This window comes from Methylobacterium sp. D53M, assembly GCF_053345625.1.
On the sequence record NZ_JBKFAL010000002.1, the window covers coordinates 384,715 to 406,687 of the forward strand.

The following is a 21,973-nucleotide window of genomic DNA, read 5'->3' on the forward strand; positions in this document are numbered from 1 at the left end:
CGGTCTCGGATCCCGCATCGCGGTGTAGCGCTGCAGCCCGCCAGATCGAAGGAGTGGTACGATGCAGGACGCGCGACAGGACGGCATCACCGCCATGGGCGCGGTGGACCTCGCGGCCGCCATTCGCGGTCGGGTCGTCTCCTGCGCCGAGGTGATGCGCGCCTATCTGGAACGCATCCACAGGATCAACCCGCAGGTGAACGCCCTCGTGGGCCTCGCCGACGACGCCGCGCTCCTGCGGGAGGCCGAGGCCGCCGACGCCGCGCTGGCGCGGGGGGACGCCGTCGGGCCGCTGCACGGCTTCCCGCTGGCCGTGAAGGATCTCGATCCGGTCCGCGGCCTGCGGTTCACGCAGGGCTCCCCGATCTTCGCCGACCGGGTCGCCGACACCGACTCGATCATGGTGACGCGCCTGCGCGCCGCCGGGGCGATCTTCATCGGCAAGACCAACATCCCCGAGTTCGGCCTCGGCTCGCACAGCTTCAACCCGGTCTACGGCGCCACCGGCAACGCTTACGATCCGGCCAAGACCGGGGGCGGGTCGAGCGGCGGCGCCGCGGTCGCAGTCGCCTTGCGGATGCAGCCGGTCGCCGACGGCAGCGACCATGCCGGCTCCCTGCGCAACCCGCCGGCCTTCAACAACTGCTACGGCCTGCGCCCGAGCTGGGGCCGGATCCCCGCCGAGGCCAAGGACGTGTTCAGCCCGAACCTCGGCGTGCTCGGGGCGATCGGGCGCACGCCCGGCGATATCGGCCTGATGCTCTCGGTGCTGGCGGGCTACGACCCGCGCTGCCCGAACGCCATTCGGCAGGACCCGTCCGCCTTCGCGAGCCCGCTCGCCCGCGACTTCCGCGGGACCCGGATCGCGTGGCTCGGGGATTGCGGCGGCCAGATCCCGTTCGATCCCGGCGTGCTCGACGTCGGGCGTTCGGCGCTCGCCACCTTCGCGGAGATCGGCTGCACCGTCGAGGAGGCGATGCCGCGCTACGACATGGAGACCCTCTGGCAGGACTGGCTGGTGCTGCGGGCCTTCACCGTCGCGGCGAACCTCCGCCCGTTCTACGACGAGCCCCGCCACCGGGCCCTGCTGAAGCCGGAGGCGGCCTGGGAGGTCGAGCGGGGGCTGGCGCTCGGCGCCGACCGGATCATCGCGGCGCTGGAGGGGCGCACCCGCTGGTACGAGACCCTGCGCCGCTTCATGGAGACCTACGACTACGTGGTCATGCCCAGCGCCCAGGTCTTCCCGTTCGACAAGGGCCTGCGCTGGCCCGAGACGGTGGGCGGACGGGCGATGGACACCTACCACCGCTGGATGCAGATCACGATCCCCGCGACGATGTCGGGCCTCCCGTCGCTCGCCGTGCCGGCCGGCTTCGGCGAGGCCGGTCTGCCCACCGGCATCCAGATCGTCGGCCCGAACCACGGCGAGCTCGCCTGCCTGCAGCTCGGCGCCGCCTACGACGCGGCGAGCGGCTGGGTGCGCCGCTACCCGCCGCCGCTGCAGTGAGCCGCGGCTCCGGCACTCAACCGGCGCGGAACCAGCGCGATTGCACGCACGGACGCGTTGACCGGCTCCGCGCTCTCCGCTAAGAGGCCCGACACTTCGCGCGCCGACCATGAGCCAGTTCCGGATCATGGGGCCGCCGCGGGGCAGTTTCGGGTTTCCGATGACGACGGTCCTTATTGTAGCGGTAGCGTCACCGACGGGGCGGCCCTGAACGAGGGTCGCGATCCGAGCGGTGGCGCATGCAGGGTCCCTCGGGGCCCTTTTTTGTTGCCCGCTTCAGGGCGGCATGGGATCGGCGCAGACGGGTGACCGAGGCGAGAGGCACTTTCGGGCGAGGCGGAGACCGCCCCGCGTGACGGGGGTGCCGGGAGAGAGGACGGGGCAGGGCGGCGATCATGGGATCGCGGTGGCCTCGGAGAGCGCGAGGAGACGAGCATGGGCGGCGAGGTCATGACCGGGGCCGAGATGGTCATCCGGGCCTTCCAGGATCAGGGTGTCGACACGCTGTTCGGGTACCCGGGCGGCGCCGTACTTCCGATCTACGACGCGCTCTTCCACCAGAACGCCGTCAAGCACATCCTCGTCCGCCACGAGCAGGGCGCCGTCCACGCCGCGGAGGGCTACGCCCGCTCGTCCGGCAAGGTCGGCTGCGTCCTCGTCACCTCGGGCCCCGGCGCGACCAACATCGTCACCGGGCTCACCGACGCGATGCTGGATTCGATCCCGCTGGTCTGCATCACCGGCCAGGTTCCGACGCACCTGATCGGCACCGACGCGTTCCAGGAATGCGACACGGTCGGCATCACGCGCCACTGCACGAAGCACAATTACCTGGTCAAATCGATCGACGACCTGCCGCGCATCCTGCACGAGGCGTTCTACGTCGCGGCGAACGGCCGGCCGGGCCCGGTCGTCGTCGATCTGCCCAAGGACATCCAGTTCGCCTCCGGCCTCTACGAGCGCCCGGAAATCGCGAGCCACAAGACGTACCGCCCGGCCGTGAAGGGTGACGCCGACCGGATCCGCGCGGCCGTCGAGCTCATGGCGACCGCACGGCGGCCGGTCTTCTACACCGGCGGCGGCGTGATCAACTCGGGCCCGGAGGCCTCGCGGCTGCTGCGCGAGCTCGTCCGCGAGACCGGTTTCCCGATCACCTCGACGCTGATGGGGCTCGGCGCCTATCCGGGCACGGACGAGAAGTTCCTGGGCATGCTCGGCATGCACGGGACCTACGAGGCCAATCTCGCGATGCACGAGTGCGACGTGATGATCTGCGTCGGCGCGCGGTTCGACGACCGGATCACCGGCCGGCTCGACGCGTTCTCGCCCTTCTCCAAGAAGATCCACATCGACGTCGACGCCTCCTCGATCAACAAGGTCGTGAAGGTCGATGTCGGGATCGTCGGCGACTGCGCCTCGGTGCTCGGCGACATGCTGGAGGCGTGGCGCGCCCTGCCGTCGCGGCCCGACAAGTCGAACCTCGATCCGTGGTTCCAGAAGATCAGCGCCTGGAAGGCGCGGGACTGCCTCGCCTACTGGCCGTCGGGCACGATCATCAAGCCGCAATACGCCGTGCAGCGCCTCTACGAGGCCTGCAAGGACCGCGAGACCTACATCACCACCGAGGTCGGTCAGCACCAGATGTGGGCCGCCCAGTACTTCAAGTACGACGAGCCGAACCGATGGATGACGTCGGGCGGCCTCGGCACGATGGGCTACGGCCTGCCGGCGGCGATCGGCACCCAGCTCGCGCACCCGAACGGGCTCGTGATCGACATCGCCGGCGAGGCCTCGATCCTGATGAACATGCAGGAGATGTCGACGGCGGTGCAGTACCGCCTGCCGATCAAGGTGTTCATCCTGAACAACGAGTACATGGGCATGGTCCGCCAGTGGCAGGAGCTGCTGCACGGCTCGCGCTACTCGCAGAGCTACTCGGAGAGCCTGCCGGACTTCGTGAAGCTCGCGGAGGCCTACGGCGCCAAGGGCATGCGCTGCGAGAAGCCGGGCGACCTCGACGGCGCCATCGCGGAGATGCTCGCCCATGACGGCCCGGTGATCTTCGACTGCATCGTCGACAAGACCGAGAACTGCTTCCCGATGATCCCGTCGGGCAAGGCGCACAACGAGATGCTCCTGTCCGATTACCTCGGCGAGACCGGCGTCGAGCTCGGCGACGTGATCTCCGAGGAAGGCAAGATGCTGGTGTGAGGGCGGGCGGCCCGGCGTCACCGCCGGGCCGCGATCCGCCGCTGCGGCGGCGATGGGTCGAACGACGAGGACGAGGCCGGCGATGAACGCGATGAACACCCACTACCCCGATGCCGTCCGCGTCGAGCCGGTGAACCGGCACACGCTGGCGGTGATCGTCGACAACGAGCCCGGCGTGCTCGCCCGCATCTCGGGCCTGTTCTCCGGCCGCGGCTACAATATCGAGAGCCTGACCGTCTCCGAGACCGAGGAGGCGCGCCACATCTCGCGCATCACCATCGTGACCACCGGGACGAACGCCGTGATCGAGCAGATCAAGGCGCAGCTTGACCGGCTGGTTCCGGTGCACCGGGTCGTGGACCTCACGCTCCAGGGCAACGCCATCGAGCGCGAGATCTGCCTCGTGAAGGTGAAGGGCGAGGGCGAGCACCGCAGCGAGGCCCTGCGGCTGGCCGCGGCCTTCGGCGCGAAGACGCTCGACGCCACGCTCAACTCCTTCGTGTTCGAGCTGACCGGCGCCACCGAGGATGTCGACCGGTTCGTGCGCCTGATGAGCGTGATCGGGCTGGTGGAGATCTGCCGGACGGGCATCTCCGCCATGGGGCGCGGGGCGGAGCCGCTGTAGGATCCGGCGGCCCGCATCTGCTAGGATGCGCCATCCCCGCAGGAGGCGGAGCGATGGAAGCCAAGGTCATTCGCTGGGGCGACGATCTCGCCGTGCGGCTGAGTAGTGCGGAGGCCGAGGAACTCGGCATCCGCGAGGGCGAGACCGTGGAGATCGTCTCGAAGCGCTCGCCGCAGCCCGAGCCGACGCAATGGGCCGGGCGTCGGTACGTCGATGGGCTGCCTGTCTACACCCTCGAAGAGATGATCGCCGAGGCCCGGCGTCTGGGCCCGAAGGCCGAGCCACCGACGGTCGATTGGGGACCGGATCGCGGGTCCGAGATCATCGATGACGACAACGACCCGTACTGACTGGCAGCCGAAGCCGGGCGAACTCCTGCTCGTCGATCTTGAGCCGGTTCGCGGCACGGAACAAAAGGGTATTCGGCCCGCGCTTGTCGTGTCGGATCCGAACATGAACCAGTTGACGCGTCGCGTGATTGTCTGTCCGATTACGCGCAATCCGCATCCGTGGCCGACAAAAGTGTTCCTGCCGGCGGGCCTTTCCGTCACTGGCGCTGTCTTGGTGGATCAAGTCCGCTCGATCGACAGGGCTACACGCATCCTGAGGAGTCTTGGCAGCGCGCCCGATGAGATCGTGGCCGACGTGCGCGGCAAGCTCAGGACGCTGCTCGGCCTTACGGTCTGAGATACGCGCGCTCTTCGTATGCTTTCCACAGCAGACAGGCTTTCATGACCGCCCGCACCCTCTACTACGCCCCCGGCGCCTGCTCGCTCGCCGCCCACATCATCCTGGAGGAATTCGGGCTGCCCTACGAGGGCCTCAAGCTCGATCTCGCCGCGGGCGACCAGCGCCGGCCGGAATACCTCGCGATCAACGATCGCGGCCGCGTGCCGGCGCTGACCGAGGACGGCTGGGTGCTCACCGAGTGCGCGGCCATCATGCGCCACGTCGCTCGTCAGGTGCCGGAGAAGGGGCTCTGGCCCACGGATCTCCGCGAGCAGGCCGCCGCCGACGAGTGGCTCGGCTGGCTCGCCTGCAACCACCACGTGACCTACGCCCATGTCCGCCGGCCCGAGCGCTACACCGAGGACGAGAGCGCCTTCGAGGGCATCAAGGCGAAGGCGGCCAACACCTACGCGGACCTCGCCACCATGACCGAGGTGCGCCTGTCGCACGGCGGCTGGGCGGTGGGCGACCGGTTCAGCGTCGTCGACGCCTACCTGACGGTCTTCTGGTTCTGGGCCAACGGCCCGGTGCTCCGGTTCGACATGGCCGGGCGCTTCCCGGCCTGGACCGCCCATGCGCGCCGGGTCGCCGAGCGCCCGGCTGTCCAGGCCGTCTTCGCCCGCGAAGGGCTGCCGCTCCCCCGCTAGCAGGTGCGGGCACGGCACCCCCTTGCCGCGCCCTACGAATCGGCCTAAAGCGCGTACCGTACGGTACGGTACGCCATTCGAGATGATGCAGGCCAGCGCGACAGCAGAGCGGGAAGAGCCGTCGGCACGCCAGCAGGCGGTGCTGAACGCCGTGCTCGGCCTCATGGTCGAGGACGGCGAGCAGCTCACCATGGACGCGGTCGCGCGCCGGGCGAGCTGCTCGAAGGAGACGCTCTACAAGTGGTTCGGCGACCGAGACGGGTTGCTGACCGCGACGGTGCGCTGGCAGGCCTCCCGGGTCCATGCCGGGAACGACAGCGCGCAGGTGCTCGACGGCGCGACCCTGCGGGAGCGCCTGCAGGACTTCGCCGTGACGTGGCTTGAGGTCATCACCGGCCCGACCTCGGTGGCGCTGAACCGCATCGCCATCGCGCATGCGGGCTCGCGCAAGAGCAATCTCGGCGGCATCGTCCTGGCGAATGGGCGCTTCGCGATCGGCGAGCGGGTGAAGCCCGTGCTGGAGGCGGGGCGCGCCGCCGGCCTGCTGAGCTTCGCCGACAGCGAGGCTGCCTTCCGCACCTTCTTCGGCCTCGTCGGCCGGGATATCCAGATCCGCCTTCTGCTCGGCGAGACCCTCGACCTCGACGGGGCCGAGATCCGGCGCGACGCGGGCCGCGCCGTCGAGCAGTTCCTGGCCCTCTACGGCCGGGCCAAACCCGACCCGAAACACCAAGTCTAAGAGGAGACAGACATGCGGGTGTATTACGATCGTGACGCCGACCTGAACCTGATCAAGGGCAAGAAGGTCGCCATCGTCGGCTACGGCAGCCAGGGCCACGCCCACGCGCTCAACCTGCGCGATTCCGGCGTGAAGGACATCGTCATCGCGCTCCGCGAGGGCTCCGCCACCGCCAAGAAGGCGGAAGCCGAGGGCTTCAAGGTCCTGTCGGTCGCCGAGGCCGCCAAGTGGGCCGACGTGGTGATGATGCTGACCCCCGACGAGCTGCAGGGCGACATCTACCGCGAGTCCCTCGAGGGCAACATGAAGCAGGGCGCCGCGCTCCTGTTCGCCCACGGCCTCAACGTCCACTTCAACCTGATCGAGCCGCGCAAGGACCTCGACGTCCTGATGGTCGCCCCGAAGGGCCCCGGCCACACCGTGCGCTCCGAGTACCTCCGCGGCGGCGGCGTGCCGACCCTGATCGCCATCGCGCAGGACGCGAGCGGAAACGCCCACGACCTCGGCCTGTCCTACGCCTCGGCGAATGGCGGCGGCCGCGCCGGCATCATCGAGACGACCTTCAAGGAGGAGTGCGAGACCGACCTGTTCGGCGAGCAGGCCGTGCTCTGCGGCGGCCTCGTCGAGCTGATCAAGGCCGGCTTCGAGACCCTGGTTGAGGCGGGCTACGCCCCCGAGATGGCCTATTTCGAGTGCCTCCACGAGGTGAAGCTGATCGTCGACCTCATCTACGAGGGCGGCATCGCCAACATGAACTACTCGATCTCCAACACGGCCGAGTACGGCGAGTACGTCACCGGCCCGCGCATCGTGACGCCCGAGACCAAGGCCGAGATGAAGCGCGTGCTCAACGACATCCAGTCGGGCACCTTCACCCGCAACTGGATGCTGGAGAACAAGGTCAACCAGACCTCGTTCAAGGCGACCCGCGCCAAGCTCGCCGCCCACCCGATCGAGGAGGTCGGCGCCAAGCTCCGCGGCATGATGCCGTGGATCTCCGAGAAGGCGCTGGTCGACAAGACCCGCAACTGATCCGCATCCGCGCGGTCGGGCCCGGCCCGTCCGCGCACGCGCGGGGCCGGTCACGCGGAGGCGTGGCCGGCCCTTCGCGTTCCGGGTTGCCCGACACGGGGTGTCCCGGCCATAAGCCCGCCAGCGGTCCCGCGCGTACGAGGACCGGCAAGCGGAGAGGACACGCATGGCATCGCTCTATTCCGACGCGCACCGGGCGCTGCAGGAGGAGTTCGGCACCACCAAGCTCGCCGTGCGTCTCGACGAGGACTGGGTCCACGAGACCGTCCAGCCGGACGAGGCCGCCTTCATCGGCTCCCGCGACATGTTCTTCCTCTCGACCGTCGACCCGGACGGGATGCCGACGGTCTCCTACAAGGGCGGTCCCACGGGCTTCGTGAAGGTGCTCGACGACAAGACGCTCGTCTTCCCGGGCTTCGACGGCAACGGCATGTTCTACTCGATGGGCAACATCGAGGGGCAGGCCAAGGTCGGCCTGCTGTTCATCGACTTCGAGACGCCGCACCGCATCCGCGTGCAGGGCCACGCGACGCTGCTGCGCGACGACGCCCTCTTGGCCGCGTACACCGAGGCCAAGTACCTGGTGAAGGTCGCGGTGACGAAGATCTGGATCAACTGCCCGCGCTACATCCACAAGTACCAGAAGCTCGAGCAGAACAAGTACGTGCCGCGTCCCGGCCGCGAGACCCCGCTCGCCGCCTGGAAGCGCCTCGACCTCGCGGGCGACGTGATCAGCGATGCCGACAAGGCCCGCGTCGCCCAGGAGGGCCGGCTGGAAGTCGCGGAGTACGAGGCGCTGATGGCCCGCGGCGAGGCCTGATCGTCCATTCCGGCCGCCTCGCAGTCCCGGGCGGCCGGTGCGGAACTCAATTTTCGTCAAATAAGATGATGTTGAGTATAAAGCTGCCGCATCACACATTGATAAAAAAAGCTTTTGTGTTTGATAGTATCATGGTCTAGAAAATTCTTGACGATGTGAGTGTGGGGCCATAAATTTCGTGCAAATTTGCCGATCGCATCTTTGCTCGGACCGTTAAGACCATGGTTTCGCTCCCGCTGCGCGTCGCATTGATCTGCAGCATCCTGATCGCTGCGGTGTTCGCGGGTGGAACGACTTTTCTCGCCCGCCGAATCGACGCGTCCTTCGATGAGCAGGCCGCAGAGATACAGTCGGAGACGCTATCGAACGAGGCGCGCGAGGTCCGCTTCCGCCTCGCGGTAGCGGCCAAGACTGCCGAGAGCATCGCGGCCTCCGCGTCGGCCCTGCGCGCCGGCCGCATCCAGGACCGGGACATCTACGACGCGCTGCTGCGCGAGCTTCTGCGCGCCAACCCCGAGCTGATCGCGACCTGGACGGGCTGGGAGCCGGACGCCCTGGACGGGCGCGACCGCGCGTTCGCCGGCACGGCCTCCTCGGACGCGAGCGGCCGCTTCATGCCTTACTGGAACCGCGGGAGCGGCACGATCAAGCGCGAGGTCCTCACGGGCTACGAGGCCGAGCCGGACGGCGCCTATTACCTCCGGCCGAAGCAGCTGAACCGCTTGGTCGCCATCGAACCCTACATCTACCCGGTGGCCGGGAAGGACGTCGTCATGATGTCGTTCGGCGCACCGATCACCGTGGACGGCACGTATCGCGGCACCGCCGGCGTCGACATCGATCTCGGGTCCCTGAATGCCGTCCTCGGGGCGGTGAGGCCGTTCGGGACCGGCTACCTCGCCGTGGTCTCGGCGAATGGAACGACCGTCGCGCATCCGACCGGCGCGGCGGCCGGGAAGCCGATGCACGGCTTCGACGCGTCGGCGGCGGACGCGGCCCGGCAGGCGATCGCGGCGGGAGCCGTGGTGGTGACCGACGCGCCGGGCCCGGACGGGGCGCCGTGGCGCTACATGGCGCAGCATATCCAGGCGGGCGAGACGCCCGACCGCTGGGCGATCGTCGTCGCGGTGCCGGTGGCGACGCTCACGGCCGCCGCCGATCGGGCGCGCGCGACGCTGATCGGCATCTCGGTCCTCTGCGTGCTGATCGGGTGCGCGGCCGTCTTCGGCGCGCTGCACCGCCTCGTCGGGGCGCCGATCCGCGGCCTCGGCCGGACCATCGGCGACATGGCCGCGGGCGATTACGGGGCGGATGTGCGCGAGGCGCGGCGGCGCGACGAGGTCGGACTGGTCGGGCGTGCCGTGCTGAAGCTGCGCGACGGCCTGCGGGCGCAGGCGGAGGCCGACGCGCGGACGCGGGCGGAGGCTCAGGCGGCGGCCGACCGGGACCGCAAGCGGGTGACCGCGGACCTGGCGAACAGCTTCGAGCAGGCCATCGGCGGCATCGTCGCGACGGTCACGGACGCGGCCACGGCGCTGCAGGCCACGGCCGGGGCGCTGGCCGCCACGGCGTCGGAGACCGCCGGCCAGTCGACCACCGTCGCGGCCGGGGCCGAGGAGGCCGCCGCCAACGTCCGGGCCGCGGCCTCGGCGGCCGAGGAGCTCGGCAGCTCGGTGCAGGAGATCGGGCGTCAGGTCCAGGGATCCGCGCAACTCGCGCGGGCCGCGGCCGACGAGGCCGGGCGCACGGTGCGGCTGGTGGAGGATCTGAGCGCGGCGGTGATGAAGATCGGGGATGTTGTGGCGCTGATCAGCGGCATCGCCGGCCAGACCAACCTGCTGGCCCTGAACGCCACCATCGAGGCGGCCCGCGCCGGCGAGGCCGGCCGGGGCTTCGCGGTCGTGGCCGCCGAGGTGAAGGCGCTGGCCGAGCAGACCGCACGGGCCACCGAGGAGATCGCGGGCCAGATCGCCCGCGTCCAGGCCTCGACCGAGCAGGCGGCCTCGGCGATCGGCAGCATCACGACGCGCGTCGACGAGATCAGCGGGGCGGCCACGACGATCGCGGCCGCGGTCGAGCAGCAGGGCACGGCAACCCAGGAAATCGTCCGCAACGTGACCCAGGCCGCCGCCGGCACGGGCGAGGTGACGACGAACATTGCCCGCGTGGCCGAAGCCGCCGACATGACCGGCTCTGCCGCCGGTCAGGTGCTGGAATCGTCCGCGGACCTGTCGCGGCAATCCGCGCATCTCCGGGCGGAGGTCGGCCGCTTCCTCGGAACGGTGCGCGCGGCCTGACGGTCGCCGTGCCGGCCCGCGCTACGGCGCCTTGCGGGCGACGATGAACACGCGCGGGAAGGCGAGCAGGCGCCGCCCGTCGCTGCGCGGCGGGTAGGCGGCGTCGATCGCGCGGGTGTAGGCCGCCAGGAAGCCGGCCCGCTCCTCCGGATCCAGCGGGTCGAGGAACGGCCGGAGCCCGGTCGCGCTGACCCAGTCCACGATGGCGGCCGCGTCCGCCATGCGGTGGTGGTAGGTGGTGCGCCAGACATCGACCTCGGCGGCGCGCGGCGCCAGCAGGTCGTAGTAGGCGGCGGGTTCCAGCATCCGTCCGAGGCGGCCGGCCACGGCCGGATCGCCGATCGCGGCCGCCCAGGGACCGTCCGCCGCGACCGCGCGCATCAGGCGATGGGTCGGCTCGGCGAGGTTGTCGGGCATCTGCACGGCGAGCACGCCTCCCGGGGCGAGCAGACCGAACAGCCGCGGCAGCAGGCTCGCGTGGTCCGGCAGCCATTGCAGGACGGCGTTGGCGTAGATCAGGTCCGGGGCCCGCTCGGGCACCCAGGTGGCGGCGTCGGCCAGCGCGAAGGACAGGCCCGGCAGGCGCGCGCGGGCGCTTTCCAGCATCGCCGGGGAGGTGTCGAGGCCGATCACCTCCGCGTCGGGGAAGCGCGCCGCGATCAGCGCGGTGGAATTGCCCGGCCCGCAGCCGAGATCGACGGCCAGACGTGGCGCGTCGAGGGGCACGCGGGCGAGGAGCTCGGCGGCGGGGCGGGTCCGCTCGTCCTCGAAGCGGGTGTAGAGGGCGGGGTTCCAGTCGGCCATGGCACCCTTCCGTGAAAAGTCCTCAGCAGCCGAGCTGGTCGGCGAGGTCTGCCAGATCCCGCGCCGCGTGGGTCACCGGCACCGTCGGCGCGGTTTCGCCGCCGGCCGGCCCGTGCTCGTGCGGGCGGGCGATGTGGGCGGTGGCGAGCCCGTGGCTCGCGGCCGCCGCGAGATCGTTCGAGTGGGCGGCGACCATCATGGTCTCGCCGGCCGCGGAGGCGAAGGCCGCGACCGCGTCGCGGTAGAGCGCCGGCTTCGGCTTGTAGTCGCGGGAATAGCCGGCGCCGAGCACCGCGTCGAAGATCAGGCCGTTGCGGCGGGCGAGGTCGGCCATCAGCCGGACATGCCCGTTGGAGTTCGGTGCCAGGAGGTGCTTCTCGCGCAGGCGTCGCAGCGCGTCCGGCACCTCGGGCCACGCGTCGAGCCGGTGCCACGCCTGGACCAGCTCGCCCCGCACGGCCTCGGAGACGCCCGCGATGCCGAACTGCGCCAGCACGTCGGGCAGCGACTCGGCCTGGAGCGTGTCGAGGTCGACGTAGGGTCGGGCGCCGGAGCGCACCGTCTCCATCGACGGGTTGTAGCGTGCCCGCCACGCGTCCGCGAAGGCGCCGGCATCGAGGTCCGGCGCGACGGGCGCGAGCAGCCGCGCCGCCTCGCGGGCGACGCCGGAGCGCCAGTCGACCAGCGTCCCGAAGACGTCGAAGACCAGCGCCCGGACGGTCACCGCACCGCCTGCAGGCTGGGACCGCGCCGTACGAAGCCGACGATGTCCTTGACCGCGTCGAGGGTCTGCGCCGCGATGGTCTCGGCCCGGGCGCCGCCGTCGGCCAGCACGGCGTCGATATGGCCCGGATCGGCGGTGAGGCGGCGCATCTCCTCGGCGATCGGCGCGAGGCTCGTCACCGCGAGGTCGGCCAGAGCCGGCTTGAAGGTCGAGAACTGCGCCCCGCCGAAATCGCGCAGAACGTCCTCGCGGGTGATCCCGGCGAGCGCCGCGTAGATCCCCACGAGGTTGTCGGCCTCGGGCCGCTCCTTCAGGCCCGCCACCTCGGAGGGCAGGGGCTCGGGATCGGTCTTGGCCCGTCGGATCTTCTGCGCGATGGCGTCCGCGTCGTCCGTGAGGTTGATGCGGGCGTTGTCGGACGGGTCCGACTTCGACATCTTCTTGGTGCCGTCGCGCAGCGACATGACCCGGGCGGCCGGGCCGCCGATCAGCGGCTCTGTGATCGGGAAGAACGCGTCGCCGTGGCCGTGCGCCGTGATCGACCCCGAGAAATCGGTGTTGAACTTCTGTGCGATGTCCCGGGTCAGCTCCAGGTGCTGCTTCTGGTCCTCGCCGACCGGCACATGGGTCGCCCGGTAAGCCAGGATGTCGGCCGCCATCAGCACCGGGTAGTCGTAGAGGCCGATCGAGGCGTTCTCCCGGTCCTTGCCGGCCTTCTCCTTGAACTGGGTCATGCGGTTCAGCCAGCCGAGACGGGCGACGCAGTTGAACACCCAGGCGAGCTCGGCGTGCTGCGGCACCTGGCTCTGGTTGAACACGATCGAGCGCTTCGGATCGATGCCGGCGGCGAGGAAGGCGGCCGTGACCTCGCGGATCTGGCCGCGCAGGGCCTCGGGATCCTGCCAGACGGTGATCGCGTGCAGGTCGACCACGCAGTACAGGCACTGCGCGTCGCGCTCCTGCATCTCCACGAAGCGCTTCACCGCCCCGAGATAGTTGCCGAGGTGCAGGTTGCCGGTGGGCTGGACGCCCGAGAAGACCAATTCGGTGAACGCGGCCATCGGCGCCGATCCTGAGCGAGGGAAGACCGGGGCTCCGCGCCGTCCGGGCGCGCGGTTACTCGCACCCGTAGGCCGGAATGGTCAAGGACGCGCTCACGGCTCCCGCGTGGGCAGCTTCGCGCTGGGGCAGAGGTCGACCAGGACGCAGCGCCCGCAGGCCGGGCGATGATGATGGCAGACCTTCTGCCCGTGCAGCATCAGGATTTCGTGATTGTCGTAGAGGTCCTGCGCGCTCCAGTCCGCGGGGAGCTGCGCCCGCAGGATCGGGTGCGACGGGCCGACATCGACCCGCCTGCCGATCAGCCCGAGGCGCTGAGCGACCCGGTGATGGTGGCTGTCGACCGGCAGCGCCGGCATCCGCAGGGTGGAGAAGGACAGGACCGCCGCGCTGGTCTTCGGCCCGACGCCCGGGATCGCCTGCAGCCATTCCCGCGCCGCCTCGACCTCCATGTCGGCCAGGAAGGCGAGGTCGAGGCTGCCGTGCCGCTCGCGCAGGGCGCGGAGCACGTCGCGGATACGCGGCGCCTTCAGCTCCGGCCAAGTCACGCCCGTGATGGCGGCCTCGATCTCCGGCACGTCCGCGTCGAGCATCGCGTCCCAGTCGGGGAAGCGCGCCCGCAGCGCCTTGAAGGCCCGGCCGGATTCGGCGTTGCGGGTCCGGTGCGACAGGAGCGACGAGACGAGCTCGCTGACCGGATCCAGGCTGTGGAAGTACGGGATCGGGCAGCCGTAGACCGGGCACAGCCGCGCGTGGACGGCGAGCGCTTTCTCGGCCAGGGCCGGATCCGCGACGGCGGGGACCGCCTTGCGGCGTGAACGCGGGACGGTCGCGGATCTGAGGTCGGCGGCGGGCATGTCGGGCGAATCCGCCAGCCGCCGCCCCTGTTCCTGCCGGTACGGGGCAGCGGCGATCTGTCCGCCTCGTCGGGTCCGCGCGCTTCCAGCGGAGAGCAGGGCGCGCTCGATTCCGAGGCGGTCGTCGCGACCGAAGGGCGCCGCCGCCGGCCCGCGCTCGCCTACTTCACCAGCGCGTAGATGTTCACGTCGAGGCTGTCGTCGGTGCTGTCCTTGAGGTCGGTGGCGTACTCCTCCACGAACCGGTCCTGCACGACGATGTCCTTGGCATCGAGGTAGGCGGTCAGCGTCTCGTAGGTGCTGTCGATCGACTCGTAGGAGCCCTTGTGGGCGAAGCGCAGCGCCTTGCCGGAGGGCGTCGTGCCGAAGCGCAGGCCGTCGGTCTCGGCCGGTGCCGGGCTCGGCGCGGCCGCCACCGGGACCATCGCCTCGAACTCGAAGCCGTCGTCGTCCGTGCGGGTGAAGACCGCGAGCGGCCGGCCGGCCGGCGCGACGCCGAGCTTGGCGAGGTCGGCCTCGATCCGCGCGAAGGCCTGCTTCAGGTTCGGCACGGCCTCCTCCCACTTGGTCTTGCCGGACAGGATCGCGGCGGCCTTGGCCGGGAGGGTGACCTCGTCGACGTCGCCGGGCTCGCCGGCCTTCTCGATGAGCGTGGGCCGGCCGGGTGTCCCCGTGCTCGTGGCCGGGGGCGTTCCCGCCGCAGACTGGCCCGCAGGCGGGGGCGCCACCGATTGCTGCGGGGCCGGGGCCGCGCTCTTGTCCGGGTCGGCGACCGGGTTCGGCGCGGTCGTGGTCGGCAGCGGGTTCGTCTGGGCCGGCGCGGGCGCCGTGGAGGGCGGCGGCGCGGGCTGCTGCTGGGCGGCGATCGGGCCGGCCGACGCGAGCACGAGGGCGGCCGAGAGGGCGACGGGCGGACGAAGGCGGATCACGTAGGGCGCTCCGGTCGAGGCCCGCGGATGATCGCGCGGGCTCCCGCGGCGTAACCTAGTGGTGAACGGGACGGCCCGCGAGGGCGCCGCGGACGAGAGCCGCGGGTGCGGCGCATCTGCCACGCCGTGGCACCCCTCGCGCCGGGCGGCGGCTTTTGCGATATAGCCCGCGCCTTCCTCCAACCGCGGGACCGCATGAGCGCACTCGCCCACAGACGCTTCCTGAAGATGCATGGCGCCGGCAACGCGATCGTGGTGCTGGACCTGCGCGGCTCCGCGGCGAAAGTCCGGCCCGAGGAAGCGCGGGCGATCGCCCAGGATCCCGGCTCGACCTTCGATCAGCTGATGGTCCTGCACGATCCCGTGAGTCCGGGCACGGACGCGTTCATGCGCATCTACAACACCGACGGTTCGGAATCGGGCGCCTGCGGCAACGGCACGCGCTGCGTCGCCTACGCGATGCTCGACGACCCGGCCATGGCGCGGCCGGCCGAGGGCGGCCGGCTCACCCTGGAGACCAAGGCCGGCCTGCTCGGGGTGCGCCGCGTCTCGGAGCGCGCCTTCACGGTCGATATGGGCCGGCCGCGGCTCGCCTGGGACGAGATCCCCCTGTCCGAGCCGTTCCCCGACACCCGGCGGATCGAGCTGCAGATCGGCCCGATCGACGACCCGATCCTGCACTCGCCGGGTGCCGTGAACATGGGCAACCCGCACGCGGTGTTCTTCGTGGAGCAGGATCCGGACAGCTTCGACCTTGCCCGGATCGGCCCGATGCTGGAGAACCACCCGCTGTTCCCGGAGCGCGCCAACATCTCGGTGGCGCAGGTGACGGGCCGCGAGACGATCAAGCTCCGCGTCTGGGAGCGGGGGGCCGGGCTGACGCTCGCCTGCGGCACCGCCGCCTGCGCCACCGTAGTGGCCGCCTCGCGCCTGCGGATGATCGGCCGGCAGGCCAGCGTCGCGCTGCCGGGCGGCGAGCTGTTCGTCGAGTGGCGCGCCGACGACCACGTCCTGATGACCGGTCCGGTCGCGCTCGTCGCCGAGGGGACCCTGGCGCCGGAGCTGTTCGACAGCGCGGCCTGATGGCGGTCGAGACCCTCACCTTCGGCTGCCGCCTCAACACCGTCGAGTCCGAGGCCCTGCGGGCCCACGCGGCTGCGGACGGGCGCGACCGGGTGGTGGTGAACACCTGCGCGGTGACCGCCGAGGCCGGGCGGCAGGCCCGCAAGGCGATCCGGCGCATCGCCCGGGAGCGGCCCGGCGCCGAGATCGTCGTCACCGGCTGCGGCGCCGAGGTCGAGACGGAGGCCTACGCGGCCATGCCGGAGGTCGCGCGCCTCGTCGGCAACGCCGAGAAGCTGCGGCCGGAGGGCTGGTCTGCGGCCGCGACCGGCCCGGGCGCCGTCATGGCGGCGCGAACGGCCGAGCCGACGCGGGTCGAGGCGGTCGCCGGGCACACCCGTGCCTTCGTGCCCGTGCAGAACGGCTGCGACCACCGCTGCACCTTCTGCGTGATCCCGTTCGGGCGGGGCGTCTCCCGCTCGGTGCCGGAGGCGGACGTGATCGCGCAGGTCGAGACCCTCGTGGCCCGGGGCGGGCGCGAGGTGGTGCTGACCGGCGTCGACCTCACCGCCTACGGCCGCGACCTCGCCGGCCCGGCCCCGACCCTCGGCGGTCTCGTGCGGGCGATCCTCCGGGCGGTGCCCGACCTCGCGCGCCTGCGCCTCTCCTCGATCGATTCCGTCGAGGCCGACGGCGCCCTGCTGGCGGCGATCGCCGAGGAGGAGCGGCTCATGCCGCACCTGCACCTATCGCTGCAGGCCGGCGACGACCTGATCCTCAAGCGCATGAAGCGCCGGCACCTGCGCGCCGACGCGATCCGCTTCTGCGAGACGGTGCGGCGGCTGCGACCCGACATCGTGCTCGGCGCCGACCTGATCGCCGGCTTCCCGACCGAGACGGAGGCGCAGTTCGCCCGCTCCCTCGACCTCGTGGCGGAGTGCGGGCTGACGCACCTGCACGTCTTCCCCTATTCCCCACGTCCCGAGACGCCGGCCGCGCGCATGCCGCCGGTTGCGCCGGACGTGATCCGTGCGCGGGCGGCGCGGCTGCGCGAGGCGGGTGCGGGTGCCCTGCGGCGGCACCTCGACGCGCAGGTCGGGCGCCGCCTGACGGTCCTGGCCGAGCGAGGCGGCGTCGGGCGGAGTGTGGATTTCACGGCCGTGCGGCTGGCGGCCGATGAGGCGCCCGGGACGTTTCACAGCATCGCCATCGCCGGGCACGACGGGGCGCGGCTGATCGGCGCCTAGCGCCCGGTCTTCCTGGCCTGTCACACTCCGTGCCGGCCCCGAAAGGACGGATGCGGTCCAGGCGCATGTTCAATCGTGCCCGGCGCCGTCTTTGCGAGCGGAGCGAAGCAATCCAGCGGCGCCAGGTCTCCCGATGTCGCGCTGCCCTGGGTCGCTTCGCTGCGCTCGCGATGATGCGAGGCTCACGCGCCCATCGTCGCCACGGCTTCGGCGATGTGCGGTGGGGGCGGCGCCGTCACCGTGATGGCCTCCCGTTTAGGATAAAGCGGGATCGACAGCGCCCGCGCGTGGAGGTGCAGCGCGCTCCCGCGGGGCGCGCCGCCGTAGACCGCGTCGCCCAGGATCGGCCAGCCGGAGGCGGCGCAGTGGACCCGGAGCTGGTGGGTCCGGCCGGTGACCGGCTTCAGCTCCAGCCAGGTCCGCCCGCCGGCGCGGCCGAGCACCCGCCAGTGCGTCAGCGACGGGTCCCCCGCGGGGTCGGCCTTCATCCACCACGAGCGCGGATCGTCCGAGCGGCGGGCCAGCGCCAGGTCGATGCTGCCTTCCTCCTCGGCGGGACCGCCGGCCACGATCGCCCAGTAGGTCTTGTCGACGGCGCTGCCGGAGAAGAGCTTTCCGAGCCGCGCCAGAGCCTTGGCGTGGCGGCCCAGCGCGAGGCAGCCGGAGGTGTCGCGGTCGAGCCGGTGCGCGGCCTCCGGCCGGCGGGGCAGGCCGAACCGGAGCGCGTCGAGGTGGTCGGTGAGCGTCTCGCCGCCGCGGGGGCCCGGATGGACCGGTAAACCCGCCGGCTTGTCGATGACGAGCAGCAGGGCATCGCGGTAGAGGAGGCGCGCGCCTATGTCGAAGGCGTTGGACATCCGGATCGGCTAGAGGGTCGGTGTCGGCGGGGCAAGGTGGGGCGAGGACGCGATTTCATGGCGAGCGAGGAGAAGCCCGGCTGGTTTGGACGCCTGTTCGGGCGCAAAGGCCAGCCCGCGCCCGAGGACAGAGCCGAGGATCAGGCCGAGGACAAGCCCGAGGCCGAGCTTCCGGCCGGGGCGGCCTCGCCCTCCGAGGGGGAGCCGGACTTCGCCACCGCCGCGGAAGATGTCACCCACGTCCCGCTGCCGCCCGAGGAGACCGGGGAGCCGGTCCCGGACGCGGTCGAGGGTGCGGACCTGCTGCCCGTGGAGGGCGAGCCGGAGCGTCCGCCGGCCGGCACCGCCGGTGACGATCCCGCGCACGGCGCCGACCCGGTCGATACGGGTGATATGAACCGCGAGCCGGTGGTGGAGCCGGCTGCCGAAATGCAGCCCGAGATTCAATCCGATTCCCAGCCCGACATCCAGCCGGTCGACAGCGCCGCCGCCCTCGCGCACGACGCCGGCGCCGGGCCGGACCGCGAGCCGGAGGCCAAGGGCTGGTGGAGCCGTCTCACCTCCGGGATGAAGCGGACCTCGTCGGCGCTGTCCGACCGGGTCACGGGCCTGTTCACCAAGCGCAAGCTCGACGCCACGACCCTGGAGGACCTGGAGGACGCCCTGATACAGGCCGATTTCGGCCTGGAGACCGCGATGCGGGTCTCGGAGGCCGTCGGCAAGGGCCGCTACGAGAAGGGCATCTCGCCCGACGAGGTCCGGGCGATCCTGGCCGCGGAGGTGGAGCGGGCGCTGGAGCCGGTTGCGGTGCCGCTGACGATCGACGCCGCCCGGAAGCCCTTCGTGATCCTGACGGTCGGCGTGAACGGCGCCGGCAAGACCACGACGCTCGGCAAGCTCGCCTCGAAGCTCCGGGCGGAGGGGCGCACCGTGATGCTCGCGGCCGGCGACACCTTCCGCGCGGCGGCGATCGACCAGCTCAAGGTCTGGGGTGCGCGCACCGGCACGCCGGTGGTGAGCGGCGCGCAGGGGGCGGATGCGGCGGGCCTCGCCTTCGACGCCCTGAAGCAGGCGGGCGCCGCCGGCACCGACGTGCTTCTGATCGATACCGCCGGCCGGCTCCAGAACAAGGCCGGCCTGATGGCCGAGCTGGAGAAGATCGTCCGCGTCCTGCGCAAGCAGGACCCTGAGGCGCCGCACGCCACGCTCCTCGTCCTCGACGCCACGGTCGGCCAGAACGCGCTCAGCCAGGTGGAGCTGTTCTCGCAGGCCGCGCCGGTCTCGGGCCTGGTGATGACCAAGCTCGACGGCACTGCCCGGGGCGGCATCCTGGTGGCACTGGCGGCGAAGTTCGGCCTGCCGGTGCACTTCATCGGCGTCGGCGAGGGCGTGGAGGATCTGGAGCCCTTCGCGGCCCGCGACTTCGCCCGGGCGATCGCCGGGCTGGAGAAGGATTAGGCGGCGGCCGCTCGAAGGTCTCAGGTGCGCGATGTCATGGACATCGCGCGCTCCGCGTTCCACACACCCCGGCGAATCCCGTCCGACGCTCTCAGCCGACCGTGAGCGCCGCAGCCGAGCCAACCGAGCGTATGCAGATCGAATCCGTCCCCCCGCACCGCCACCTGCCGCCGCTCGTGAAGCTGGCGCTGGAACTCGGGCCGCTGGTGCTGTTCTTCCTCGGCAACGCCTATTCCGAGAAATTCGGCGTCGCCCCGGACCAGAAGCTGTTCGTGGCCACGGGCGTGTTCATCGCGGCGACCGTGGTGGCTCTGGCGATCCACTACGTGATGGTGCGCCGCCTGCCGATCATGCCGCTCGTGTCCGGCGTGGTGGTGGTGGTGTTCGGCGGCCTGACCCTGGCGCTGCAGGACAAGACCTTCATCATGGTCAAGCCGACCATCGTGAACGCCCTGTTCGGCACCGTGCTGCTCGGCGGCCTCGTGTTCGGGCGCTCGCTGCTGTCGGTGGTGCTCGACTCGATGTTCAGCCTCACCGACGAGGGCTGGCGGAAGCTCACCTTCCGCTGGGGCGTGTTCTTCTTCGTGCTGGCGGCGCTCAACGAGCTGGTCTGGCGGACCCAGACGGAGGATTTCTGGGTCAACTTCAAGGTGTTCGGCATCATGCCGATCACCGTGCTGTTCGCCCTCGCGCAGACGCCGCTGCTCACCCGCTACGAGCGCAAGAAGGCGCAGCCGGAGGCGTGACGCCTACTGCGCCGCCGCGACCTTGCCGGCCGCGCGGATGCGGGTGAGCACGCTGGAAAAATTCTCCGGCGTGAGGATGCCGACCAGCTTGTCGCGGATCACGCCGTCGGGCCCGATGATGAAGGTCTCGGGCACGCCGTAGACGCCGAAATCGATCGCCGCGCGGCCGCCGGCATCGGCCCCCACCGCGCTGAACGGCACGCCGTGCCGGGTCAGGAAGCGCTGGCCGGCCTCGGGGTTCGGCTCCTTGTAGTCGATCCCCACGAGCCGGATGCCGGGCTCCTTCGCCAGCCGCATCAGCATCGGATGCTCCACCTGGCAGGGCGCGCACCACGAGGCGAAGACGTTGAGCACCGTGATCTGGCCCTTGAGGTCCGCGCTCGACAGGCCGGGCACGGGCGCGCCGTTGGCGGTCAGCCCCGGCACCGCGGGCAGGTCGAAGCGCGGCACCGGCTTGCCGATCATCGCGGAGGGGAGGGCGGCCGGGTCGGCGCCGGAGCGCAGGCGCAGGAACAGCACGGCGGCGAGCGCCGCGAAGACGAGCGCCGGCAGGATCAGCAGCAGCGAGCGGCGGACCGGCGGTGTCCGGCCGGCGGTGTCGTCGAGGGGCGCGCTCATCGCCGGTCCTCGCCGAAGCCCCTGAGGGCGCGCTGCTGCGCCCGGCGGTCGCGCAGGGCGTTGCCCACGAGGGCGACCATCACCACCGCCGTGAACGCGTAGGCGGCCAGGATGAAGCCGCCGTGAGACCCGAGATCCATCGCGGTCCTCCTAGACCGGCTGCCCGACCGGCATCGCGGCCGGTGTCGGGGTGAGGCGCGGCTGGGCGCGGTCGAGGCGCTCGGCCTCGCGGATCGTCAGCGTCCGCACCCGGCGGCGCATGATCTCGGTGCGCATCGCGTAGAGGTGCAGGGTCGTCCCGCCGAGGGTCGCGGCGGCGATCATGACCAGCAGCGGGTGGAGCATCGAGGGATCGATGGTGGAGCCACCCATGCGCAGGATCGAGGCCGGCTGGTGAAGGGTCGACCACCAGTTCACCGAGAACTTGATGATCGGCAGGTTCACGGCACCGACCAGCGTCAGGATCGCGACCGCACGGGCGGCGCGGTTCGGATCCTCCAGGGTCCGCCACAGGGCGATGATGCCGCAGTAGATCAGCAGCAGGATCAGCATGGAGGTCAGGCGCGCGTCCCAGACCCAGTAGGTGCCCCACATGGGCTTGCCCCACAGCGAGCCGGTCACGAGGCAGATCAGCGTGAAGGCGGCCCCGATCGGCGCGGCCGCCCGCTGGGCGACGTCGGCCAGCGGGTGGCGCCAGACCAGGGTTCCGATCGCCGACACGCTCATCGCGCCGTAGAAGAACACGCCGAGCCACGCCGCCGGGACGTGGATGTACATGATCCGCACCGTCTCGCCCTGCTGGTAGTCGGGCGGCACCACGAAGAAGGTCTGGTACAGGCCCAGGGCCAGCACGCCGAGGGACAGGGCCGTCAGCCACGGCACGAGCGCCCCCGACCACCGCATGAAGTGGCTGGGGTTCGACAGGCGGGTCCAGAGGGAAGGCGTCATCGCGGCAGCTGTCTCGGACATCGTGGAAGCGGTCTAGCCTAGGGTGCGGTGCAGCAA

23 protein-coding genes are annotated in these 21,973 nt (G+C 71.2%); 14 read left to right on the forward strand and 9 right to left on the reverse strand.

The window, feature by feature from the left end:
• Positions 1 to 61 precede the first annotated feature (61 nt).
• The 10 genes from ACLBYG_RS06100 (at position 62) to ACLBYG_RS06145 (ending at position 10,607) form a co-directional block, all read left to right on the forward strand.
• Positions 62 to 1,507, forward strand: a complete 1,446-nt coding sequence (locus ACLBYG_RS06100; RefSeq protein ID WP_091977794.1) for an amidase — start codon at positions 62 to 64, stop codon at positions 1,505 to 1,507.
• A gap of 435 nt (positions 1,508 to 1,942) precedes the next feature.
• Entirely contained in the window at positions 1,943 to 3,718 is a 1,776-nt protein-coding gene (locus ACLBYG_RS06105) for an acetolactate synthase 3 large subunit (RefSeq protein WP_100250623.1), read from the forward strand.
• Positions 3,719 to 3,800: 82 nt separating this feature from the next.
• A complete protein-coding gene (gene ilvN, locus ACLBYG_RS06110) occupies positions 3,801 to 4,343 on the forward strand; it encodes an acetolactate synthase small subunit (RefSeq protein ID WP_020090724.1) in 543 nt (180 codons plus the stop codon).
• Positions 4,344 to 4,396: 53 nt separating this feature from the next.
• Complete coding sequence (locus ACLBYG_RS06115; protein ID WP_447680890.1) at positions 4,397 to 4,693, forward strand: AbrB/MazE/SpoVT family DNA-binding domain-containing protein; 297 nt, start codon at positions 4,397 to 4,399, stop codon at positions 4,691 to 4,693.
• A complete protein-coding gene (locus ACLBYG_RS06120; protein ID WP_447680891.1) occupies positions 4,671 to 5,030 on the forward strand; it encodes a type II toxin-antitoxin system PemK/MazF family toxin in 360 nt (119 codons plus the stop codon). The genes ACLBYG_RS06115 and ACLBYG_RS06120 overlap by 23 nt, the downstream gene beginning before the upstream one ends.
• A gap of 44 nt (positions 5,031 to 5,074) precedes the next feature.
• Entirely contained in the window at positions 5,075 to 5,719 is a 645-nt protein-coding gene (locus tag ACLBYG_RS06125) for a glutathione S-transferase family protein (RefSeq protein WP_447680892.1), read from the forward strand.
• Positions 5,720 to 5,801: 82 nt separating this feature from the next.
• Positions 5,802 to 6,458 (forward strand): TetR/AcrR family transcriptional regulator C-terminal domain-containing protein, encoded by a 657-nt coding sequence (locus ACLBYG_RS06130; protein WP_091977791.1) that lies wholly within the window; start codon positions 5,802 to 5,804, stop codon positions 6,456 to 6,458.
• A gap of 12 nt (positions 6,459 to 6,470) precedes the next feature.
• Complete coding sequence (ilvC, locus tag ACLBYG_RS06135) at positions 6,471 to 7,490, forward strand: ketol-acid reductoisomerase (protein ID WP_056531609.1); 1,020 nt, start codon at positions 6,471 to 6,473, stop codon at positions 7,488 to 7,490.
• 166 nt (positions 7,491 to 7,656) lie between these two features.
• Entirely contained in the window at positions 7,657 to 8,310 is a 654-nt protein-coding gene (locus ACLBYG_RS06140) for a pyridoxamine 5'-phosphate oxidase family protein (RefSeq protein WP_020090721.1), read from the forward strand.
• Positions 8,311 to 8,531: 221 nt separating this feature from the next.
• Positions 8,532 to 10,607 carry a methyl-accepting chemotaxis protein gene (locus ACLBYG_RS06145; protein WP_447680893.1) on the forward strand — a complete coding sequence of 692 codons (2,076 nt, stop codon included), beginning with the start codon at positions 8,532 to 8,534 and terminating at the stop codon, positions 10,605 to 10,607.
• 21 nt (positions 10,608 to 10,628) lie between these two features.
• Here ACLBYG_RS06145 and tam read toward each other — a convergent pair whose 3' ends face one another.
• The 5 genes from tam to ACLBYG_RS06170 form a co-directional block, all read right to left on the reverse strand.
• Positions 10,629 to 11,411, reverse strand: a complete 783-nt coding sequence (tam, locus tag ACLBYG_RS06150; RefSeq protein WP_447680894.1) for a trans-aconitate 2-methyltransferase — start codon at positions 11,409 to 11,411, stop codon at positions 10,629 to 10,631.
• A gap of 22 nt (positions 11,412 to 11,433) precedes the next feature.
• Positions 11,434 to 12,135, reverse strand: coding sequence for a haloacid dehalogenase type II (locus ACLBYG_RS06155; protein ID WP_447680895.1), 702 nt, complete (start codon positions 12,133 to 12,135; stop codon positions 11,434 to 11,436).
• Positions 12,132 to 13,196 carry a tryptophan--tRNA ligase gene (gene trpS / locus ACLBYG_RS06160; protein ID WP_020090717.1) on the reverse strand — a complete coding sequence of 355 codons (1,065 nt, stop codon included), beginning with the start codon at positions 13,194 to 13,196 and terminating at the stop codon, positions 12,132 to 12,134. The genes ACLBYG_RS06155 and trpS overlap by 4 nt, the downstream gene beginning before the upstream one ends.
• 93 nt (positions 13,197 to 13,289) lie before the next feature.
• Positions 13,290 to 14,051 carry an endonuclease III domain-containing protein gene (locus ACLBYG_RS06165; protein ID WP_447680896.1) on the reverse strand — a complete coding sequence of 254 codons (762 nt, stop codon included), beginning with the start codon at positions 14,049 to 14,051 and terminating at the stop codon, positions 13,290 to 13,292.
• A gap of 161 nt (positions 14,052 to 14,212) precedes the next feature.
• On the reverse strand, positions 14,213 to 14,980 hold the full coding sequence (locus tag ACLBYG_RS06170; protein ID WP_447680897.1) for a GyrI-like domain-containing protein: 768 nt from the start codon (positions 14,978 to 14,980) through the stop codon (positions 14,213 to 14,215).
• 195 nt (positions 14,981 to 15,175) lie between these two features.
• Between ACLBYG_RS06170 and dapF the strand changes: the two genes are divergently transcribed.
• Both dapF and mtaB read left to right on the forward strand, forming a co-directional pair.
• Complete coding sequence (gene dapF, locus ACLBYG_RS06175; protein WP_091679253.1) at positions 15,176 to 16,063, forward strand: diaminopimelate epimerase; 888 nt, start codon at positions 15,176 to 15,178, stop codon at positions 16,061 to 16,063.
• Positions 16,063 to 17,289: a tRNA (N(6)-L-threonylcarbamoyladenosine(37)-C(2))-methylthiotransferase MtaB gene (mtaB, locus tag ACLBYG_RS06180; RefSeq protein ID WP_447680898.1), complete on the forward strand. Its 1,227-nt coding sequence runs from the start codon at positions 16,063 to 16,065 to the stop codon at positions 17,287 to 17,289. Before dapF ends, mtaB begins: the two co-directional genes overlap by 1 nt.
• 182 nt (positions 17,290 to 17,471) lie before the next feature.
• Here mtaB and ACLBYG_RS06185 read toward each other — a convergent pair whose 3' ends face one another.
• Positions 17,472 to 18,146: an RluA family pseudouridine synthase gene (locus ACLBYG_RS06185; RefSeq protein WP_091679246.1), complete on the reverse strand. Its 675-nt coding sequence runs from the start codon at positions 18,144 to 18,146 to the stop codon at positions 17,472 to 17,474.
• Between the two features lie 57 nt (positions 18,147 to 18,203).
• Here ACLBYG_RS06185 and ftsY point away from each other — a divergent pair, with 57 nt between their 5' ends.
• Together ftsY and ACLBYG_RS06195 are read left to right on the forward strand one after the other, a co-directional pair.
• Positions 18,204 to 19,604, forward strand: coding sequence for a signal recognition particle-docking protein FtsY (gene ftsY / locus ACLBYG_RS06190; protein WP_447680899.1), 1,401 nt, complete (start codon positions 18,204 to 18,206; stop codon positions 19,602 to 19,604).
• Positions 19,605 to 19,735: 131 nt separating this feature from the next.
• Positions 19,736 to 20,350, forward strand: a complete 615-nt coding sequence (locus ACLBYG_RS06195; RefSeq protein ID WP_091679240.1) for a septation protein A — start codon at positions 19,736 to 19,738, stop codon at positions 20,348 to 20,350.
• A 3-nt stretch (positions 20,351 to 20,353) separates the two neighbouring features.
• Here ACLBYG_RS06195 and ACLBYG_RS06200 read toward each other — a convergent pair whose 3' ends face one another.
• From ACLBYG_RS06200 to ACLBYG_RS06210, 3 genes are read right to left on the reverse strand one after another with little or no spacing between them, the layout of a single operon-like run.
• Positions 20,354 to 20,968: a DsbE family thiol:disulfide interchange protein gene (locus ACLBYG_RS06200; protein WP_447680900.1), complete on the reverse strand. Its 615-nt coding sequence runs from the start codon at positions 20,966 to 20,968 to the stop codon at positions 20,354 to 20,356.
• Complete coding sequence (ccmD, locus tag ACLBYG_RS06205; RefSeq protein WP_447680901.1) at positions 20,965 to 21,108, reverse strand: heme exporter protein CcmD; 144 nt, start codon at positions 21,106 to 21,108, stop codon at positions 20,965 to 20,967. The genes ACLBYG_RS06200 and ccmD overlap by 4 nt, the downstream gene beginning before the upstream one ends.
• Before the next feature lie 10 nt (positions 21,109 to 21,118).
• Positions 21,119 to 21,916, reverse strand: coding sequence for a heme ABC transporter permease (locus tag ACLBYG_RS06210; protein WP_026604551.1), 798 nt, complete (start codon positions 21,914 to 21,916; stop codon positions 21,119 to 21,121).
• Positions 21,917 to 21,973: the final 57 nt, after the last annotated feature.

Bases quoted from the DNA above. Each gene is read 5' to 3' on its own strand.
- ACLBYG_RS06100 (WP_091977794.1), top strand. From the start codon at position 62: ATGCAGGACGCGCGACAGGACGGCATCACCGCCATGGGCGCGGTGGAC.
- ACLBYG_RS06105 (WP_100250623.1), top strand. From the start codon at position 1,943: ATGGGCGGCGAGGTCATGACCGGGGCCGAGATGGTCATCCGGGCCTTC.
- ilvN (WP_020090724.1), top strand. From the start codon at position 3,801: ATGAACGCGATGAACACCCACTACCCCGATGCCGTCCGCGTCGAGCCG.
- ACLBYG_RS06115 (WP_447680890.1), top strand. From the start codon at position 4,397: ATGGAAGCCAAGGTCATTCGCTGGGGCGACGATCTCGCCGTGCGGCTG.
- ACLBYG_RS06120 (WP_447680891.1), top strand. From the start codon at position 4,671: ATGACGACAACGACCCGTACTGACTGGCAGCCGAAGCCGGGCGAACTC.
- ACLBYG_RS06125 (WP_447680892.1), top strand. From the start codon at position 5,075: ATGACCGCCCGCACCCTCTACTACGCCCCCGGCGCCTGCTCGCTCGCC.
- ACLBYG_RS06130 (WP_091977791.1), top strand. From the start codon at position 5,802: ATGATGCAGGCCAGCGCGACAGCAGAGCGGGAAGAGCCGTCGGCACGC.
- ilvC (WP_056531609.1), top strand. From the start codon at position 6,471: ATGCGGGTGTATTACGATCGTGACGCCGACCTGAACCTGATCAAGGGC.
- ACLBYG_RS06140 (WP_020090721.1), top strand. From the start codon at position 7,657: ATGGCATCGCTCTATTCCGACGCGCACCGGGCGCTGCAGGAGGAGTTC.
- ACLBYG_RS06145 (WP_447680893.1), top strand. From the start codon at position 8,532: ATGGTTTCGCTCCCGCTGCGCGTCGCATTGATCTGCAGCATCCTGATC.
- tam (WP_447680894.1), bottom strand. From the start codon at position 11,411: ATGGCCGACTGGAACCCCGCCCTCTACACCCGCTTCGAGGACGAGCGG.
- trpS (WP_020090717.1), bottom strand. From the start codon at position 13,196: ATGGCCGCGTTCACCGAATTGGTCTTCTCGGGCGTCCAGCCCACCGGC.
- ACLBYG_RS06165 (WP_447680896.1), bottom strand. From the start codon at position 14,051: ATGCCCGCCGCCGACCTCAGATCCGCGACCGTCCCGCGTTCACGCCGC.
- dapF (WP_091679253.1), top strand. From the start codon at position 15,176: ATGAGCGCACTCGCCCACAGACGCTTCCTGAAGATGCATGGCGCCGGC.
- mtaB (WP_447680898.1), top strand. From the start codon at position 16,063: ATGGCGGTCGAGACCCTCACCTTCGGCTGCCGCCTCAACACCGTCGAG.
- ACLBYG_RS06185 (WP_091679246.1), bottom strand. From the start codon at position 18,146: ATGTCCAACGCCTTCGACATAGGCGCGCGCCTCCTCTACCGCGATGCC.
- ftsY (WP_447680899.1), top strand. From the start codon at position 18,204: ATGGCGAGCGAGGAGAAGCCCGGCTGGTTTGGACGCCTGTTCGGGCGC.
- ACLBYG_RS06195 (WP_091679240.1), top strand. From the start codon at position 19,736: ATGCAGATCGAATCCGTCCCCCCGCACCGCCACCTGCCGCCGCTCGTG.
- ACLBYG_RS06200 (WP_447680900.1), bottom strand. From the start codon at position 20,968: ATGAGCGCGCCCCTCGACGACACCGCCGGCCGGACACCGCCGGTCCGC.
- ccmD (WP_447680901.1), bottom strand. From the start codon at position 21,108: ATGGATCTCGGGTCTCACGGCGGCTTCATCCTGGCCGCCTACGCGTTC.
- ACLBYG_RS06210 (WP_026604551.1), bottom strand. From the start codon at position 21,916: ATGACGCCTTCCCTCTGGACCCGCCTGTCGAACCCCAGCCACTTCATG.